This is a genomic window from Novosphingobium sp. G106 (genome assembly GCF_019075875.1).
Classification (GTDB): Bacteria; Pseudomonadota; Alphaproteobacteria; order Sphingomonadales; family Sphingomonadaceae; genus Novosphingobium.
Genome location: NZ_JAHOOZ010000001.1, coordinates 982,632 through 1,000,053 on the forward strand (window position 1 = coordinate 982,632; position 17,422 = coordinate 1,000,053).

The window sequence follows — 17,422 nt, forward strand, 5'->3', positions numbered from 1 at the left end:
ATGCAGGCGCTGCTGTGCGAGAGCTTCGGCCCGCCCGAAGGCCTGGTGCTGCGCGAGCTCGCGGTGCCGCAGCCGGGCGAGGGCGAAGTGCTGATCCGCGTCCACTCCGCCGGACTGAACTTCCCTGATACGCTGATCATCGAGGACAAGTACCAGATCAAGGCGCCGCTGCCTTTCGCCCCGGGCGGAGAACTGGCGGGTGTGGTCGAGAAGGTGGGACCCGGCGTCACCCGCCTCAAGGTCGGAGACCGTGTCGCGGCGCTGACTCATTGGGGCGGTTTCGCCGACTATGCCATTGCCCAGGAAGCGCGAACCACGCTGGTGCCCCAGACGATGGACCTCGACGTCGCCAGCGCCTTCACCCTGGTCTACGGCACTTCGCACTATGCACTCAAACAGCGTGGCGCGCTCAAAGCCGGCGAGACCGTGCTGGTGCTCGGCGCCAGCGGCGGCACGGGGCTTTCCGCCATAGAGATCGCCAAGGCCATGGGCGCGCGCGTCATCGCCGGCGCCTCGACCGCCGAGAAGCTGGCGATCGCCAAGGCGCACGGCGCCGACGAACTGGTCAACTACGCCGAGGAAGACCTCAAGGCGCGGGTCAAGGCGCTGACCGGCGGCAAGGGTGTCGACGTGATCTACGATCCGGTGGGCGACAAGCTTGCCGATCCGGCTTTCCGCACGATCGGCTGGGAAGGACGCTATCTCGTCATCGGCTTTGCCGGCGGGCAGATCCCGGCGGTCCCGTTCAACCTGGCGCTGGTCAAGGGCGCGTCGATCGTCGGCGTGTTCTGGGGCGATTTCGTCGCGCGCGATCCCGCCGGGCACCATGCCAACATGGCCGAACTCTATGCCATGCATGCCGAGGGCAAGCTCAAGCCGCTGATCAGCGAACGCTTCCCGATGGCCGAGGGCGGCAAGGCGATCCGCCACATGATGGACCGCAAGGCCACCGGCAAGGTTATCGTCATGGCGGGGTGATTGGGCTCTTTGCGGCGCGGCGCTCTTGTGATCTTATGCAACGCATAAACAGCATTCGAGAGGGAAGCCGACAGCCATGGCCATCGAAATCCGTAATCTGGGCGACCAGTACAGCTGGGGTTCGCGCGTAAGCGGCGTCACCTGGGACAACATCCACGACGAAGCGCTGCGTGCCGACCTGCAGCAGCTGTTCCGCGACCGCGGCCTGATCGTGTTCGAGGGCATGGAGCCCAGTTCGACGATGCAGGTCGAGCTCAGCAAGGTCTTCGGCCCGCTCAAGGACCATCCGACCAAGAGCACCCCGCGCGCCGACCCCGATCTCGCCGAGGGCGTGATCGACATGCACCGCCCGCCGCGCGGCGATATCGGGCACGACCACGGCCTGATCGAAGTGAACGGCAAGCGGGTCGAGAGCTTCATCCCCTGGCACTTCGACCACACCTACAACGACGAGCTCAACTATGCGGGCGTGCTGCGTTCGATCATCGCGGCGCCGGTCGACGGGCGCACGGGCTTCACTTGCGGGATCGAGCTCTACAAGGCGATGAACCCGGCGCTGCTCGCCAAGATCGAGCAGTTGAAGGCAATCTACACGCTCGACGTGCGGCTGACGCAGATCAAGTATGGCCGCTACTTCGAGACCTTCGGCGACACGGAGGGAATGGCCGGCAACGTCGCCGAAAGCGCGATCTTCCCGCGCGCGATCCATCCGATGATCTGGCAGCGGCCGAGCGGCGAGAAGGTCGTCCACTTCTGCGGCTTCTCGGCCGTGGGCATCGAGGGACACGAGAATGCCGAGGGCGATGCCCTGTTCGACGAAGTGATGCACGACCTCGTGCGCAATGTGAATCCCTACTGGCATTCGTGGAACCCCACCGACATGCTGATCTGGGACAACCACCGCATGCTGCATTCGGTCGAAGGCTGCGATCCGAAGTACGAGCGCCGCATGCACCGCACGACGATCCGGGGCGATTACGGCCTCGGCCGCTTCGAAGGCGGAAAGAAGATCGGCGAAGTGAAGCGCGAGACCACGCCGTTGAACCTGCCTACCGGCCTGCAGCCGGCCTGACCGGGCAGGAGGGGAGCAGGGCGGTCTAGCCGGCCCTGATCCCCTTCCAGTGCTTGAGTCGCTGTGCGATCAGCTTGGCGCGCTGGCGGTCGTCGTTGCCGTCGAGCACCTCCATGTCCCCCGGATCGGCGCGCAGATAGACGCCCGAGGTGCGGGCGTTGAGTTCGGGCTTCGAGTCCCACAGCGTGGTGAAGTAGCCTGACGCGCGATCGGCGGACTCGAGAGTGACCTCGCCCGTGCCGTGGAGCTGCGGCGCATCGGGATCGAGCGGGCGTTCACCCTGCCAGTAGTAGAAGATGCCTGACGGGTCGCGCTTCGCACGCGCCGCTTCGCTGTGGTAGCGCGCCAGTAGCCTGCCGTCCTCACGCCAGGAACGGCCGGTCATCTCGAGCGAACCATCGCGGCAGCGCGCGATCTTGATCATGCCCAGCGCCGACGGTTCCCGTTCGCTGCGCTCGGTCAGCGAGAACTGCCACCACGCGCCTTCGATCCGCGCGAGATGGCTCTCGCTCTCGATCGCCTGCCGCAGCTTCTGGGTGATGGCGGAGATCTCGTCAGCGGCGCTCTCTTCGTCATAGCGGATCGAGGTCAGGCCGAGCAGGTCGGTCGGCAGCTTCGAACCGCGGGCGTGCAGGATGAAAGTCCGCCGCATGCCGAGCGCGCCGCCGAACAGGCCCGCTTCGAAGACGACGTTGTCGCGCGGCGAGGCCAGGCCCGCATTCGGGTCGGGTGTCGCGGGAGCAGTCGCGCTGGTCCAGTCGTCCTGTGCGAAGACGAAGGCGGCGAAATCGACCTCGCGGGTGAGTTCCAGCAGGCGCTCCAGCGTGCTGGTGCCGGGATTGAACGAGGTCATCCACGGTTCGACCCGCGCGATGTCGGCCAGACCCTCGGTCAGGGCATCGAGCAGCGCCGCCTGCTTGGTCGAGGAACCGAGAAAGATGCGCGGCTTGTCCATCGCTAGGCCAGCCCTTCCTCGGTCAGCGCCTGGCGAACGGCGTCGCGCGCCAGAATCCGGTCGAAGAAGTCGAGCAGGCCCGTCGAGAGCGGCAGCTCGAACCCCTTGGCCCAACGCAGCATGGCGAACAGATAGGCGTCGGCCACGGTGAAGTTGGAGGCCAGCAGATAGGCACCGGGCATCTGGTTCTCGAGGAAACCCAGCCGCGTCATCACCGCTTCGGTGGCAGCGGCCTTGCCCGCTTCGTCCGCGCCGTGGAAGAACGGCTTGAAGGCGATATGGAGCTCGCACGAGAGGTAGGACAGCATCTCGATCAGCCGCGTGCGTCCGAGCGGCCCGGCGGGGCGGAGTACGGGCACGCGGTCGGCGATGAGATCGAGCACCGCGACGTTCTCGGTCACCACGGCGCCGTCATCGAGCACGAGCATGGGCACGTAGCCCTTGGGATTGATCGCCAGGTAGTCGGTGCCGCGCTCGGTGATCTTGGCCTTGAGGTCGACCCGCTCGAATTCGGCGGCGATGCGGGCTTCGTGGAGCGAGATACGGACCGAAAGGCTACAGGCGCCCGGTGAGTAGTAGAGTTTCATGGATTGGCGCTCCTTCTGGTCGACAGCATCGAAGCGCGTGCGGGCCCGGTCAAGTGACCAGGCCCGCACCTGGTCCTACCCCATCGCGGGCATGGCCGAGGCCGCTTCCGGGTTTGCCGGCAGTTCCTCGTCGCGGATAAAGGCGAGCAGATCGGCGTTCACGATGTCGGGATGAGTCTGAGCCACGCCGTGCGGCAGGTTCTTGTAGGTCCTGAGCGTACCGTTCCGCAGCAGCTTGGCCGATAGCGGTCCCGCATCCGCATAGGGCACGATCTGATCGTCCTCGCTATGGATCACCAGCACCGGCACTTCGATCTTCTTCAGATCCTCGGTGAAGTCGGTCTCTGAGAAGGCCTTGATGCATTCGTAGTGGGCCTTGGTGCTGCCCATCATGCCCTGCCGCCACCAGTTACGGATCAGCCCTTCGGACACTTTTGCGCCGGGACGATTGAAGCCGTAGAACGGTCCGGCCGGGATATCGATGTAGAGCTGGGCGCGGTTGGCGGCCAGCGCGGCGCGGTAGCCGTCGAACGCTTCGATCGGCGTTCCGCCCGGGTTCGACTCCTTCTTGACCATGACCGGTGGTACGGCCTCGAGCAGGACAGCCTTGGCGACCCGCTCAGGCTCGGCACGGGCGACATAGTGCGCGACTTCGCCGCCCCCGGTCGAATGGCCGATATGGATCGCGCCGAGCAGGTCGAGCGCCTCGACCATCTCGGCGACATCGGCAGCATAGGTGTCCATCTCGTTGCCTTCGCTGGTCTGGCTCGACCGGCCGTGGCCGCGTCGGTCATGCGCGATCACGCGGAAGCCCTGGGCGAGGAAGAACAGCATCTGGTTGTCCCAGTCGTCCGCGCTGAGCGGCCAGCCGTGGTGGAACACGATCGGCTGCGCGGATTTCGGACCCCAGTCCTTGTAGAATATCTCGGTGCCGTCCTTGGTGGTGATGAAGCTCATGGTGGGTCCACTCCCTGCCAAAATACCGGCCAAAGGGACCGGCGCCACACGTTTCGGGACAGATCGAGGCCGGTATCCGCGATCTATGCCCTCACTTGTTCGTCAACGGGCCGGCCTAACAAATCCTTTTCAGGCGATCGGCCGGCGAGCCAGAGTGCGATGTTCCGGACGTAATGCCGGATGGAGCGTTGCGCCTCGGGCGAACGGGCCAGGCCATCGCCCGGCGCTTCGCTGACGAAGCTGGGGCAGCCCGCGGCGGGATCCCAGTTGTAGTCGGCGAAATGGTGGAAGGTCGATTGCGCGAGCGCCGGGCCGCCGTCCTCGGACGGCTCGAAAGCGACGGCGATGTTGAAGTTCCGCCCGGTCACCTTGCTGGTGCCCGTCGCGATCACTCGGGCCGAAGGATCGTCCGCCGGGGCATCGACCGCGCCTTCGTGCGGATGTGATGCGAGATAGCGCAGCAGGCCGCCGCTTGCCGAGGCATCGCGGAGCAGAGGGTGCGGCGGGCCGACGACGGTGATCTCCTGGAAATCGCCGTTCGCGCCCGAATGGTAGTTCGGCCAGAGGATGTAGGCGGTCTCGCGATCGTCGACTACTCGGCGCGTCTCGTCGGCCTCTTCGTGCTTGCTATGAAAGAAGTGCGCTTCGCCGACGCCGCCGAGATTGCACACCGAAATGCCGAGGTCCATGTGGTCGCGAGTCACCAGCAGGCTGCCGCCGTTCCGGCGAAAGCGGCTGAGCGCCGCGCAATCTTCCGGGTCCAGCCCGTCGCCGGTATCGACCGCGAACAGCCAGACCTGGTCGAAGTCCGATTGGTCGATCGTCGAGAGGACCGGATCTGGCGCGCCGGGCGCCGTGCGATCGCGGGCGGTTACGGCGCAGAGCGGTGTGCCGTCCTCGTCGTCCAGTCCTGCCAGATAGTCCCGCAGCATCGAAAACCGGCCGATGTGCCAGTCGTCAGAGATCGGGGGGAATCGTCGTCTGCAACAGGATACGAATCGGCAAGGCCATCGCATTCTCCCTCAGAGAATTTGGACCAGTTCAGCGATCACATTTTATTGCTTTCCGGCGGTTTTGCCGGCCTAGGTCGGACGCCTAGCGTTCGCCACCCAATGGGAAAACAGTATCACGCCGCCACCGCCCGCGCCAGAGGCCGGGCAGGCGATAACCGTTCGAACGATCAAGTCATCCGTCAAGTCGATCATATTCGTTTTCGGACCCGGCTGCTAACTTGCATCCATCGATGGGCGATCGAGAAGGATATGGGATGGCACAGATTGAGCAGTTGCAGGCGGCCGATCGGCCGTTCCTGACCGACGGCGGCCTGGAGACCTGGCTGTTCTTCCAGCAAGGCTTCGAGGCGCCGCTGTTCGCCGCGATCATGCTGATGGACAAAGATCCGGCGCGGCAGGCCCTGCGCACCTACTTCGACGGTTTCCTGGCTATGGCCGAAAGCGCAGGGACCGGCTTCGTGCTCGATACGGTCACATGGCGCGGCTGCACCGAATGGGCGCCGAAGCTGGACGTGACGGCGGATGAGCTGCTGCGCCTCAGCGCCGAGGCCGTGCGCTTCGCCGTAGATATTCGCGACGCCTGGCAGGCGCGGGTGCCGGCGATCCTGATCAACGGCGTGGTCGGTCCTGCGGGCGATGGCTATGCTCCCGAGGAAGTGCCTGATGCCGACAGTGCTTTCGCCATGCACATCCCACAGATTCGCGCGCTTGCCGAAGCCGGTGCGGACATGATCTCTGCGATAACGATGACCAACGTCGGCGAAGCGATCGGCGTGGTCCGCGGTGCCCGGGAGGTCGGCTTGCCCGTAGTCATTTCGTTCACCGTCGAGACCGACGGCAGGCTGCCGAGCGGCGATCTGTTGGGCGACGCGATCCATGCCGTCGATGCGGCGACGAACGGCGCGCCGGCCTACTACATGGTGAACTGCGCTCACCCGGATCACTTCCGTGACACGCTGGCAGAAGGCGGGGACTGGACGGCGCGGATCGGCGGGCTGAGAGCCAATGCCTCGCGTCTGAGCCACGCGGAACTGGACGAAGCGGAAGTGCTCGACGACGGCGATCCGGAGGAATTCGGCAGGCAGCACGCCGAACTGGCCGAGCTGTTACCGGGCTTGCGTGTTCTCGGGGGCTGCTGCGGGACCGATCATCGCCATGTCGGAAGCGTGTCGCAGCACTTGCATCACGCCTGACCGATTGGCCGGGGCGACGATCAGGCCGCCTCGGCCTGCTTCATCTCGAGCCGTTCCCAGATCTCGACGAGCGCAGACGTGAGTTCGCGCATCATCTCCTCGCTGTGCGAGGGACCGGGGGTGAAGCGCAGGCGCTCGGTACCGCGCGGCACGGTTGGGAAGTTGATCGGCTGGACGTAAACGCCGTATTCGGCGAGCAGGATGTCGCTGATCTTCTTGGCCTTGACCGGATCGCCGACCATCAGCGGCACGATATGCGTGGTCGAGGGCATGACCGGCAGCCCGGCCTCGGCGAACAGGTGCTTGAGCATGGCGGCGGCGGCCTGCTGGCCCTCGCGCTCGGCGCTCGAGGCCTTGAGGTGCTTGACCGAGGCGAGCACGCCCGCGACCAGCACCGGCGACAGGCTGGTGGTGAAGATGAAGCCCGGCGCGTAGGAACGGATCACGTCGATGATCCGGCTGTCGGCCGCGATGTAGCCGCCCATCACGCCGAAGGCCTTGCCCAGCGTGCCCTCGATGATGGTGATGCGGTGTGCGGCCTCGTCACGGTCGGTGATGCCGCCGCCGCGCGGGCCGTACATGCCCACGGCGTGGACTTCGTCGATGTAGGTCAGCGCGTTGTACTTGTCGGCCAGGTCGCAGATCGCGTGGATGGGGGCGACGTCGCCGTCCATCGAATAAACGCTTTCGAAGGCGATCAGCTTGGGCACTTCGGGGTCTGCGGCTTCGAGCAGTTCCTCGAGGTGCGCGAGATCGTTGTGCCGCCAGACCTGCTTCTCGCAGCCCGAATTGCGGATGCCGGCGATCATGCTGGCGTGGTTGAGCTCGTCCGAGAAGATCACGCAGCCGGGCAGGATCTTGGCAAGCGTCGAGAGCGTCGCGTCGTTCGAGACATAGCCCGAGGTGAACAGCAGCGCGCCGTCCTTGCCGTGGAGGTCGGCAAGCTCGTGCTCCAGCTCGACGTGGTAATGCGTGTTGCCGCCGATGTTGCGCGTGCCGCCCGAGCCGGCGCCGACGTTGTGCAGCGCCTCTTCCATCGCTGCGATGACCTTGGGGTGCTGGCCCATGGCGAGATAGTCGTTCGAACACCAGACCGTGATCGGCTTCGGGCCGTTATGACCGGCGAAGCAGCGCGCGTTCGGAAACGCGCCCTTGTTGCGCAGGATGTCGATGAATACCCGGTAACGCCCCTCGGCATGCAGCCGATCGATCGCTTCGTCGAAAATCTTGTCGTAATTCACGGAAAGTGTGCCCGTCCTGCGATAAGAAGTCTGCCTGTTGTCACCACTCGGCCCAGGCATTTGGTGAGCGCCTTAGCCGAAGGCAAGGCGGTTTGCCAGCGACTTTGCGCGGTCGGCGACAGACTTTGATCTAGAGTGCCTCACAGAATTTCTATGCGTTCCAATCCGAAACGCGCGAGTGTCGGCGCGAGGGCGGCGACATCCGCGCCATCGCGGGTGAACAGTGCGAAGTCGGGCTCGGTTCGCGCGAAGGGCTGGCCCTCGGTCAGATGGACGATGCGTCGCGCGATGCCTTCGGCGCCGTGGATGAAGCGCACCTCGGGTCCGAAGGCCTCGCCGAGTTCGGCCTCGACCAGAGGGAAATGGGTGCAGGCAAGCACGATCGTATCGATCGCTTGACCGTCCGGCTGGTCGCGCAGTCCGGCAGCGGCGCGCGAAAAAACAGCGGGATCGACCGGCTCGCCGCGCAGCCGCGCCTCGGCCGCCGCTACCAGTTCGGGCGCCCCGTAGCGCAGCAGCCGCTTGCCGACCGCAAATTCGGCCTCGAGCCGGTCGACATAGCCCTGGCGGATCGTCGCCTCGGTGCCGAGCAGGCCGATCGTGCCGCTGCGGGTGAGTGCGGCAGCGGGTTTGATCGCCGGGACCGTGCCGACGATCGGCAGCTCCAGCACTTCGCGGACCATGCCGAGCGCGATGGTCGAGGCGGTGTTGCAGGCGATGCAGGCGAGGCGAGGGCGATAACGCTCGGTCATCCGCCCGAGCAGCCCGGCGACCCGCGCGGCGATCTGCGCCTCGGTCTTGCTGCCATAGGGCAGGCCGGCGTTGTCGGCGGCGTAGATCACCGGCGCCTGGGGAAGGACCTTGCGCAGCTCGGCGAGCACCGACAGGCCGCCGACGCCGGAGTCAAACAGCAGGATGGGCGCCGATGGTTCCGTCATGAAGCGCCCTTCATATCCATAGCGGCGCAAAAAAGAAGGGCGGGGCTTCGACAAGTTCGGGACAGCCGTTTATGGACGGCGCGTGGAGTGGATTTACGCCCTTGTCGCCGGCTATGCCCTTGGTTCGATCCCCTTCGGGCTGATCCTGACACGCCTGACCGGCGCGGGCGATCTGCGCGCGATCGGTTCGGGCAACATCGGCGCGACCAACGTGCTGCGCACCGGCCGCAAGGGCCTCGCTGCGGCGACGCTGCTGCTCGACCTGGGCAAGGGTGCGGCGGCGGTGCTGCTGGCCTGGCGCTTCTGGCCCGAGGCGGCGGCTTTCGCCGCGCTTGGCGCGGTGGTTGGCCATTGTTTCCCTGTGTGGCTCAAGTTCAAGGGCGGCAAAGGCGTGGCGACGTTGATGGGCGTTTCGCTGGGTCTCGCCTGGCCGATCGGGCTGGCCTATGCGGTGACCTGGCTTGGCATGCTGGCTCTGACCCGCACCTCGTCGCTCGGCGGGATGAGCGCGGCCGTCGTCGCGCCGATCGCTGCCCTGGCGACCGGCCATGTCGATTTCGTGCCCGTGCTGGTGGCGCTCGCAGTCCTGGTGATCTGGCTCCACCGTGCGAACATCGCCCGGCTTCGCGCCGGTACCGAGCCCAAGATAGGCGGCGGCAAGAAGCCGTGAGCCTTGAGCAGGCCGAAGCCTTCGCGCGCATCCGCCTGCTGCGCTCTCCCAATATCGGCCCCATTTCCTACCGCCAGCTGCTGCGCCGCTTCGGCAATGCCCGGACGGCGCTGGAGGCCTTGCCGGACCTCGCTGCGCGTGGCGGAGCACCCTATCGCGCCGCGCCCGAGAGCCGCATCGCCGACGAGATTGCCGCGATAAAGCGGGCGGGCGGGCGCTACCTGTTCCACGATTTCCCCGACTATCCGCCGCTGCTGGCGCAGATCGACAGCGCCCCGCCGATCCTGACCGTTCGCGGCGATGCGGCGCTGGCGGCGCGGCCCTGCGTCGCGGTCGTCGGTGCGCGCAATGCCTCTGCGGGGGCGGTCAAGCTGTCGCGCGATTTCGCCGCAGCGCTGGCCGATGCGGGCTTCATCGTCGCCTCCGGCCTTGCCCGCGGGATCGACGGCGCCGCGCATCGGGGCGCTCTGAACGGAGGCACGATCGGCGTCATCGCTAGCGGTATCGACATTGCCTATCCGCCCGAGCACGCCGACCTGCAGGAACAGATCGCCGAGCAGGGTCTGCTGATCGCCGAGCAGCCACCCGGCACCGAGCCGCTGGCGCGGCATTTCCCCTCGCGCAACCGCATCATAGCCGGACTTGCTGCCGGCACGCTGGTGGTCGAGGCGGCGCCCAAGTCGGGCTCGCTGATCACCGCGCGTCTCGCCGCCGAGTTCGGCCGAGAGGTCATGGCCATCCCCGGCTCGCCGCTCGACAGTCGCTCGCACGGCTGCAACCAGCTGATCCGCGACGGCGGCGTGCTGGTGCAGAGCCCGGAGGACGTGATCGAGCTCCTGTCCGGCTTCGACGGCATACCGCGCTCGACTTTTCGCGAAGCGCCCCCGGCCTATACGGCGAACGACGATCTGGGCGATGAGCCCGCAGACATCGCCAGCCTGCTCACCACCGCGCCTGTCGCAGTCGACGAGTTGATCCGCCAGAGCGGGACAAGCGCGGCCTCCGTGCAACTCGCGTTGCTCGAGCTGGAAATCGCAGGCAGGCTGATGCGGCATGCCGGTGGGCGGGTAAGCGTGAATGGCTGAAGGGGGCGACAATGGAAACGGTCAAGGTTGGCTTCGGCGAAATAATAAATGAGATGGTCGAAGTCGGCAGAGCGAATTTTCCTCTGCTTGCGGTGACTATGCTCGCGATCGTGGCGGGCTTCAGCCTGCTCGACATGCTGAGCAGCAACGCATCGAATGCGATCAACCTGGTCGTGACGATCTTCGTTCAGTACCAGATCGTCGAGCGGATGTTGGCCGATCGGGTTCCCAGCGAACCGCGCAAGCATCGTTATGGTGCGATGTTCATCGCCGGACTGCTCGGTGGCCTGGCCACTCTGGTAGGTTTCATCCTGCTGATCGTGCCGGGACTGTTCCTGCTGGCGGCCTGGTCTGTCACGACGCCTTTCATCGTGATCGAGGACAAGAGCGGCACCGAGGCGCTTGCCGCGAGCTGGCGTGCCACTGCGGCGTCGCGGATACCGCTCATGCTCGTGATGCTTCTCGGCTGTGCCTTGATCGGGGGCGGCTTTGCCGTTCTGTTCCTTTTACCGGCCTCACCGACGAGAGCTTGAGCCTCGCGGGGACGTTCTATGTCAATCTGCTGGCCGCTTCGATGACAGTCGCAGGATGGGTACTGGGCGTGGCGGTCTATCGCCTCGTCGTCCCATACAGCGGCAGGTTCAGCGAAGTCTTCGCCTAGCCCTCAGCGGCAGCTCACCTGCATGTCGCGCGGCCGGCAGAGTACCGTCGCGCCGAGATAGCGCTCCGCCCAGGCGAGATCCGCTGCTGACTTCGCGCCGCGGAAGGCCACCTGGCGGACGTGCATGTCGCTTTGCCCGGCGATCGCGAGCAGCAGAAAGCTCTCGGGCACCCCGCCTTCACTGCGTGGGCAATCGACCTGGAGGCGGGCGGCCGCGCGGCTCGAGACCGTCAGACTGGCAACGGGCGACACCTTCGCGCCGGGGCAGGCCCGTGGCGTTTGTTCGGCGATCGTCTGGGCGTAGGCGGCCGGAGTCGAGCGGGCGGCGAGGCCGGTGAAGCGCTGCGTCGTCACCATCCGGGTCCAGCGCTCGACCGTTTCGCCGCGCGGCACTTCCTCGCGAATCGATTGCGCGTCGTTTGCAGCCGAATAGCCGGGCACGAAGTTCGACAGCGGCGGCGATACGAGCCGTTCGGCTTCCGCCGCAATGGCCGGACAGGCCGATGCCAGCGCCAGAACCGCACAGATCGCCAGAACATGCCGCATTTCCGCCCTCCTGTTCGCCCACTGCCGATCGCAACGCGCCGCTTGACGCAGACCGGAAAGGATTACCACTTTACGCGTGTACGTATGCGTACACGTGTGAGTGGGGGCAAGTAGAGCCGAAATGCAGTTAGTCATCGTTGAATCACCCGCCAAGGCGAAGACAATCGAGAAGTACCTCGGCAAGGATTACAAGGTCCTGGCATCCTACGGCCATGTCCGCGACCTGCCGGCCAAGGACGGTTCGGTGCGCCCCGACGAAGAGTTCGCCATGGATTGGGAACTCTACGGCGACAAGGCGAAGCAGGTGAAGGCGATCACCGATCTGGCGAAGACCGCCGACCGCCTGATTCTCGCGACCGACCCTGATCGCGAGGGCGAAGCCATTTCCTGGCATGTCCGCGAGCTGCTGGCCAAGAAGAAGGCCCTGCCCAAGGACGTCCAGCGCGTAACTTTCAACGCCATCACCAAGGACACGGTGACCAAGGCGATGACCCAGCCGCGCGAGCTCGATCAGGATCTGATCGATGCCTACCTCGCCCGCCGTGCGCTCGACTATCTGTTCGGCTTCACCCTCTCGCCGGTGCTCTGGCGCAAGCTGCCCGGCGCCAAGAGTGCGGGCCGCGTGCAGTCGGTGGCGCTTCGCCTGATCGTCGAGCGCGACCGCGAGATCGAGGCGTTCAAGCCGCAAGAATACTGGTCGGTCGTCGCCCAGATGGAGCAGGGCGGCACCGAGTTCGCCGCGCGCCTGGTCAAGTTCGAGGGCGAGAAGCTCGAGCGGCTGAGCCTCGGCGACCAGGGCATCGCCATGCGGGCCAAGGCGGCGGTCGAAGGCGGCGCCTTCCGCGTCGAGGAAGTCGACACCCGCCCGCAGAAGCGCAATCCGCAGCCGCCGTTCACCACCTCGACTCTGCAGCAGGAAGCTGCGCGCAAGCTCGGCTTCTCGGCCAGCCACACGATGCGCGTGGCGCAGACGCTCTACGAGGCGGGCGCGATCACCTACATGCGTACCGATGGCGTGCAGATGGACCCCTCGGCGATCTCGGCGGCGCGGGCGGCGATCACCGATCGCTATTCCGGCCACTACGTTCCGGAGAAGCCGCGGCACTACGAGACCAAGGCCAAGAACGCCCAGGAAGCCCACGAGGCGATTCGGCCGACCGACTTCACCAAGGACCGCTACGGTAGCGGCGACGAAGCGCGGCTCTACGAACTGGTGTGGAAGCGGGCTCTCGCGAGCCAGATGGCCTCGGCCAACCTGGAGCGCACCACCGTCACCCTGCGCGACGTCACCGGCCAGCACGAGCTGCGCGCCACCGGCCAGGTCGTAAAGTTCCCGGGCTTCCTTGCGGTCTATGAGGAAGGTCGCGACCAGAAGCCCGAGGGCGAGGACGACGACAGCGGCCTGCTGCCGGCGATGAACAAGGGCGACATGCCGGCGAAAAAGGGTGTCGATGCTGCGCAGCATTTCACCCAGCCGCCGCCGCGTTATTCGGAAGCGAGCCTCGTCAAGCGGCTCGAGGAGCTGGGCATCGGCCGGCCTTCGACCTATGCCTCGACGCTACAGGTGCTCAAGGACCGGGCCTATGTGCGGACCGAGAAGAATCGTTTCTTCGCAGAGGAATCGGGCCGACTTCTGACGGCATTTCTCGAACGCTTCTTCCCGCGTTATGTGGCGTACGAATTCACCGCCGGCATGGAGGACGAGCTCGACGAGGTTTCGGGTGGCCGTGCCGAGTGGAAGGATCTGCTCGCCAAGTTCTGGAAGGACTTCAAGCCTAAGTCCGACGAGGTCATGGAGCGCAAGCCAAGCGAGGTCACCGAGGCGCTCGACGAGTTCCTGTCCGACTACCTGTTCCCGCCGCGTGACGACGGTTCCGACCCGCGGCTCTGCCCCAAGTGCCAGGAAGGCCGCCTGTCGCTGCGCGGCGGCCGCTACGGCGCTTTCATCGCCTGCTCGAACTATCCCGAGTGCAAGTTCACCCGCAAGTTTGCCCAGCCGGGCGGCAACGGCGAGGATGCCGAAGGTGACGGCGTGCTCGGCAAGCATCCCGAGACCGGCGAGGAGATCACCCGCAAGGCCGGCCGCTTCGGTCCCTATATCCAGGCGGGCGAGGGCAAGGAGGCCAAGCGCTCGTCGATCCCCAAGGACCTGCCCGGCGGCGAGCTGACGCTCGACTGGGCGGTGAAGCTGCTCGACCTGCCGCGCGAGGTTGGCGTTCATCCGGAAAGCGGCAAGCCGATCACCGCGTCCATCGGCCGCTATGGCCCCTATCTCGCGCATGATGGCAAGTACGCCAAGCTGCGCGCCACGGTCGAAGTCTTCGAGACGGGCATGAACGCCGCGGTGGCCAAGCTGGCCGATGCCGCGAACGGCGGCGGGCGCGGCGCGCGCGCCGCGGCCGAGCCGCTCAAGACCTTCGGTCCGCACCCGACTTCGGGCGGCGAGGTCAAGCTCATGGCCGGCCGCTACGGGCCTTACGTCACCGATGGCACGACCAATGCCACCCTGCCGCGCGACAAGCAGCCCGAGGCGTTGACCGCCGATGAGGCGATGACGCTGATCGACGAGAAGGCGGCCAAGGGGCCTGCGAAAAAGGGCGGGCGTAAGAAGGCTCCGGCCAAGAAGGCACCTGCCAAGAAAGCCGCAGCGAAGAAGCCCGCTGCGAAGAAGGCGCCGGCGAAAAAGGCGGCCGAATAACACCTCGCAGCCGCCCGCACCGGTCCTTTCGAGGGCTTCGCGGGCGGCTGGACGAAGGCCTAAAGTCTTCCGCGTAGTTCTACGTGGGCGGTCGTTGGGCGAAAATCGACACGCAATATTTACTATAGTTGGCGCAGGGAGAGCGCGATCGACTTTCCCGTCAAACCTCGCATCCCCGCGAACGAAGAGCGCCCGCCTTGTCCGAGATGAAGCCCATCAAAGTGCCCTCCTCTCGCAAGGCTGCGAAGGATGGCGCCGTGGACCGGCTCGAAGCGGCGCCCACCCCCGGGCCGACTGTGGTGCCCGTTCTCGACGGCCTCGACGAGGAGTTCGACGATCTCCTCGGCGAAATCCTGGCGCCGCCGAAGCCCGAGCCGATCGACGACTTAGACGATCTTCTCGGAGAGATTTCGGAGCCGCCCAAGGTGGCACCCGTCGACGATCTCGACGACCTGCTTGGCGAGATAACCGAGCCGGCGAAAGCTGCGCCTGCCGACGCGCTCGAAGACATGCTCGGCGACATCGAGGAGCCCGCCAAGGCCGAAGCGCCTGATGACTTCGACGACATCCTGGGAGAGATCGCGGGGCCGGCGAAGGCAGAGCCGGTCGACGATCTCGATGACATTCTCGGCGAGATCGCCGGCCCGGCGAAAACCGAGCCTGCCGACGATTTCAACGACATCCTCGGCGAGATCGCGGGTCCGGCCAAGGCCCAGCCCGTGGACGACTTCGACGACATCCTAAGCGATATCGCCGGTCCGGCAAAAGCCGAAGCGAGCCTCGATGACATTCTTGGCGAAGTGGCGCCGACGGTGTCTCCCGCCGCCGAACCGACCAAGGCGAAATCATCGCCCAAGCGTGCCGCTCCGCCCAAGGACGAGACCGACGATCTCAGCGCGATGCTCGACGAGATGGCGAGCCAGGCTCCGCCACCGGTGGCAGCGCCGGTCGAAGAGGCGATCGCCGAAGCCCCGAAGAAGCCCGGCATCGGCGCGAAGCTGGGCAAGCTGGGCGGCCTCGTACCTTCGCTCAAGGGAACGCGCCAGATCTCGCGCAAGGCCCATGTGGGGCTGGTCGGCACCGCGGTGCTTCTGGGGCTGACGACGATCGTCCAGACCACCTATATCCTCACGGCCTCGCATAAGACGCCTGCGGGCGGCCACGCCGCCGCCGGGCACGAGGGCCAGGCTCCGGCCGTCCCACTGGTCCCAGTCGACTATTCGAAGATGGATCTGACCCGTTATCGCGACAAGGTCCGGGCGCTGGGCGAGGGCGGCCGCGACATGCTGCGCAATCCGGCGATCAAGGATGCCATCCTGCAGCTCGACAACGGCGAGCAGCTCTACGACGAATTGGTCAAGCTCTCGCGGCTCAGCAAGGCGGCCGATCTCGTCGTGATCGGCGAGAACCGCCTGACGATCAATTCGTGCAACTTCGCGACCTGCTCGGACAAGAGCTTCAAGTTGGTCTACGATCTCCAGCACGAGAACGCGACGGTCTGCATGACCGAGAAGTATCTCAACGGATCCTATCTGTCCTACAACTACAGCCCGGAAGGCTATAGCGAGGTGCCGACCTGCAATGCCGGCGCGCCGCCGGCTCCCGTGGTGGAAGCGGTACCGGAAGAGGGCGCGGAGCACGAGGCCGAGGCTGTCGATCAGCCTGCCGAGGGAGCGGAGCACGAAGCCGAAGGCGGCGAAGAAAGCGCCCACGGCGCCGACCACTGAGCCTCAGGCCAGCGTCAAATAAAGCTCCGCCTCGATCAGCCAGTCCGTGCCGATCCTGCGCCATTTCGCCGTATAGCTGCCCGATGCCAGCGGCTGGCCGCTCAGGCTGACGCCCTGCCAGTGGCCATGCTCGAACGCGATCGGCACGATGGGTGAAGCCTCGATCCTGTCGGGCAGGCGCGTGTAGATCGTCCGATCCGGTGCGGCGAATTCATGCTTCCAGGCGAGGAGCTGCTGCTTGCGGCCCGATATAACGGCGCTGTCGGTTCCAGCCACCAAGACCGCGTTCGGCGCCAGCAGCGGACCGATCGCGGTCAGGTCGGCATCGGCCAAGGCGCGGTTGAACGTGGCGCGGCGCTTGCGGATTGCAAGATCGGGAGAATCCACGCGTTTTTCCTCCGCCATTCGGGTTCCTCGCGGCCGGCTCTAGCTGGCCTGCGCGAACCAGATCACGTGCTTGGGGCCTTTGCCGTTGGTGCGGGCACGGACGATCACTTCGTCCACCGCGAAACCGGCCCTCTCGAGCCGCGCCCTGAAGGCGGCATCGCGGAAGGCGGACCATATGGCCAGCACGCCGCCAGGCCGCAGCGCGGCTTTCGCCAGCCGCAGACCCTGCTTGGTGTAGAGCTGGTGATTGGCCTCCGCTGTCAAACCTTCGGGACCGTTGTCGACATCGAGCAGGATCGCGTCGTAGCCGCCGGGGCTATCGCGGATCTCGTCGGCGACGTCGCCGAGGCTGAGTTCAACGCGCGGATCGTCGAGGCAACCGGCGGCGAGTTCATGCATCGGCCCGCGTGCCCACTCGATGACTTGCGGCACCAGTTCCATGACGACGATCTCCGCGTCGGCACCGAGCGCCGCCAGTGCCGCGCGCAGGGTGAATCCCATGCCATAGCCGCCGATCAGCAGGCGCGGGCGTTCGAGGCCTTCGAGGCGGGCGCAGGTCTGCTCGGCGAGCGCAGTTTCCGAGCCGTTCATGCGCGTGCTCATCAGCTCGTTGCCACCGAGCACGATCATGAAGTCGCGGTCGTGGCGGAACAGGCGCAACTCAGCGCCGCCGGGCACTTGCGCAGTGCCGAGAAGCTCGCGCGGGATCATAGC

The 17,422-nt window shown here is 66.0% G+C and carries 17 protein-coding genes; 8 read left to right on the plus strand and 9 right to left on the minus strand.

Annotated features, from left to right (window positions below; translation table 11 throughout):
* Both KRR38_RS04600 and KRR38_RS04605 read left to right on the plus strand, forming a co-directional pair.
* Entirely contained in the window at positions 1 to 978 is a 978-nt protein-coding gene (locus tag KRR38_RS04600) for an NADPH:quinone oxidoreductase family protein (protein ID WP_217407115.1), read from the plus strand.
* A gap of 76 nt (positions 979 to 1,054) precedes the next feature.
* Positions 1,055 to 2,050 carry a TauD/TfdA family dioxygenase gene (locus KRR38_RS04605; RefSeq protein ID WP_217399055.1) on the plus strand — a complete coding sequence of 332 codons (996 nt, stop codon included), beginning with the start codon at positions 1,055 to 1,057 and terminating at the stop codon, positions 2,048 to 2,050.
* Between the two features lie 25 nt (positions 2,051 to 2,075).
* Here KRR38_RS04605 and KRR38_RS04610 read toward each other — a convergent pair whose 3' ends face one another.
* The 4 genes from KRR38_RS04610 to KRR38_RS04625 form a co-directional block, all read right to left on the minus strand.
* Positions 2,076 to 3,005, minus strand: coding sequence for a TIR domain-containing protein (locus KRR38_RS04610; RefSeq protein ID WP_217399057.1), 930 nt, complete (start codon positions 3,003 to 3,005; stop codon positions 2,076 to 2,078).
* 2 nt (positions 3,006 to 3,007) lie between these two features.
* Entirely contained in the window at positions 3,008 to 3,592 is a 585-nt protein-coding gene (locus KRR38_RS04615; protein WP_217399059.1) for a glutathione binding-like protein, read from the minus strand.
* A 75-nt stretch (positions 3,593 to 3,667) separates the two neighbouring features.
* Entirely contained in the window at positions 3,668 to 4,549 is an 882-nt protein-coding gene (locus KRR38_RS04620; protein WP_217399061.1) for an alpha/beta fold hydrolase, read from the minus strand.
* A gap of 83 nt (positions 4,550 to 4,632) precedes the next feature.
* Positions 4,633 to 5,481, minus strand: a complete 849-nt coding sequence (locus tag KRR38_RS04625; protein WP_217399063.1) for a hypothetical protein — start codon at positions 5,479 to 5,481, stop codon at positions 4,633 to 4,635.
* 335 nt (positions 5,482 to 5,816) lie between these two features.
* Between KRR38_RS04625 and KRR38_RS04630 the strand changes: the two genes are divergently transcribed.
* Complete coding sequence (locus KRR38_RS04630) at positions 5,817 to 6,755, plus strand: homocysteine S-methyltransferase family protein (RefSeq protein ID WP_217399065.1); 939 nt, start codon at positions 5,817 to 5,819, stop codon at positions 6,753 to 6,755.
* Positions 6,756 to 6,775: 20 nt separating this feature from the next.
* On the opposite strand, the gene hemA is transcribed toward KRR38_RS04630, so the two are convergent.
* Both hemA and murI read right to left on the minus strand, forming a co-directional pair.
* The gene (hemA, locus tag KRR38_RS04635) at positions 6,776 to 7,996 is read right to left on the minus strand and encodes a 5-aminolevulinate synthase (protein ID WP_217399067.1); all 1,221 of its coding nucleotides are present in this window, start codon (positions 7,994 to 7,996) and stop codon (positions 6,776 to 6,778) included.
* A 140-nt stretch (positions 7,997 to 8,136) separates the two neighbouring features.
* Positions 8,137 to 8,934 carry a glutamate racemase gene (murI, locus tag KRR38_RS04640; RefSeq protein ID WP_217399069.1) on the minus strand — a complete coding sequence of 266 codons (798 nt, stop codon included), beginning with the start codon at positions 8,932 to 8,934 and terminating at the stop codon, positions 8,137 to 8,139.
* Between the two features lie 82 nt (positions 8,935 to 9,016).
* Here murI and plsY point away from each other — a divergent pair, with 82 nt between their 5' ends.
* From plsY to KRR38_RS04655, 3 genes are read left to right on the plus strand one after another with little or no spacing between them, the layout of a single operon-like run.
* A complete protein-coding gene (gene plsY, locus KRR38_RS04645; protein ID WP_217399071.1) occupies positions 9,017 to 9,604 on the plus strand; it encodes a glycerol-3-phosphate 1-O-acyltransferase PlsY in 588 nt (195 codons plus the stop codon).
* Positions 9,601 to 10,689 carry a DNA-processing protein DprA gene (gene dprA, locus KRR38_RS04650; protein WP_217399073.1) on the plus strand — a complete coding sequence of 363 codons (1,089 nt, stop codon included), beginning with the start codon at positions 9,601 to 9,603 and terminating at the stop codon, positions 10,687 to 10,689. Before plsY ends, dprA begins: the two co-directional genes overlap by 4 nt.
* A gap of 11 nt (positions 10,690 to 10,700) precedes the next feature.
* The gene (locus KRR38_RS04655; RefSeq protein WP_217399075.1) at positions 10,701 to 11,222 is read left to right on the plus strand and encodes a hypothetical protein; all 522 of its coding nucleotides are present in this window, start codon (positions 10,701 to 10,703) and stop codon (positions 11,220 to 11,222) included.
* A gap of 131 nt (positions 11,223 to 11,353) precedes the next feature.
* On the opposite strand, the gene KRR38_RS04660 is transcribed toward KRR38_RS04655, so the two are convergent.
* Positions 11,354 to 11,896: a hypothetical protein gene (locus tag KRR38_RS04660; RefSeq protein WP_217399078.1), complete on the minus strand. Its 543-nt coding sequence runs from the start codon at positions 11,894 to 11,896 to the stop codon at positions 11,354 to 11,356.
* Positions 11,897 to 12,017: 121 nt separating this feature from the next.
* On the opposite strand from KRR38_RS04660, the gene topA reads away from it, so the two are divergent.
* Complete coding sequence (topA, locus tag KRR38_RS04665; RefSeq protein WP_217399080.1) at positions 12,018 to 14,594, plus strand: type I DNA topoisomerase; 2,577 nt, start codon at positions 12,018 to 12,020, stop codon at positions 14,592 to 14,594.
* 257 nt (positions 14,595 to 14,851) lie between these two features.
* Complete coding sequence (locus KRR38_RS04670; protein ID WP_217399082.1) at positions 14,852 to 16,321, plus strand: hypothetical protein; 1,470 nt, start codon at positions 14,852 to 14,854, stop codon at positions 16,319 to 16,321.
* 3 nt (positions 16,322 to 16,324) lie between these two features.
* Here KRR38_RS04670 and KRR38_RS04675 read toward each other — a convergent pair whose 3' ends face one another.
* Positions 16,325 to 16,726 carry a nuclear transport factor 2 family protein gene (locus tag KRR38_RS04675; protein WP_217399084.1) on the minus strand — a complete coding sequence of 134 codons (402 nt, stop codon included), beginning with the start codon at positions 16,724 to 16,726 and terminating at the stop codon, positions 16,325 to 16,327.
* Positions 16,727 to 16,747: 21 nt separating this feature from the next.
* A complete protein-coding gene (locus KRR38_RS04680; protein ID WP_217399086.1) occupies positions 16,748 to 17,419 on the minus strand; it encodes a spermidine synthase in 672 nt (223 codons plus the stop codon).
* Between the last annotated feature and the right edge of the window lie 3 nt (positions 17,420 to 17,422).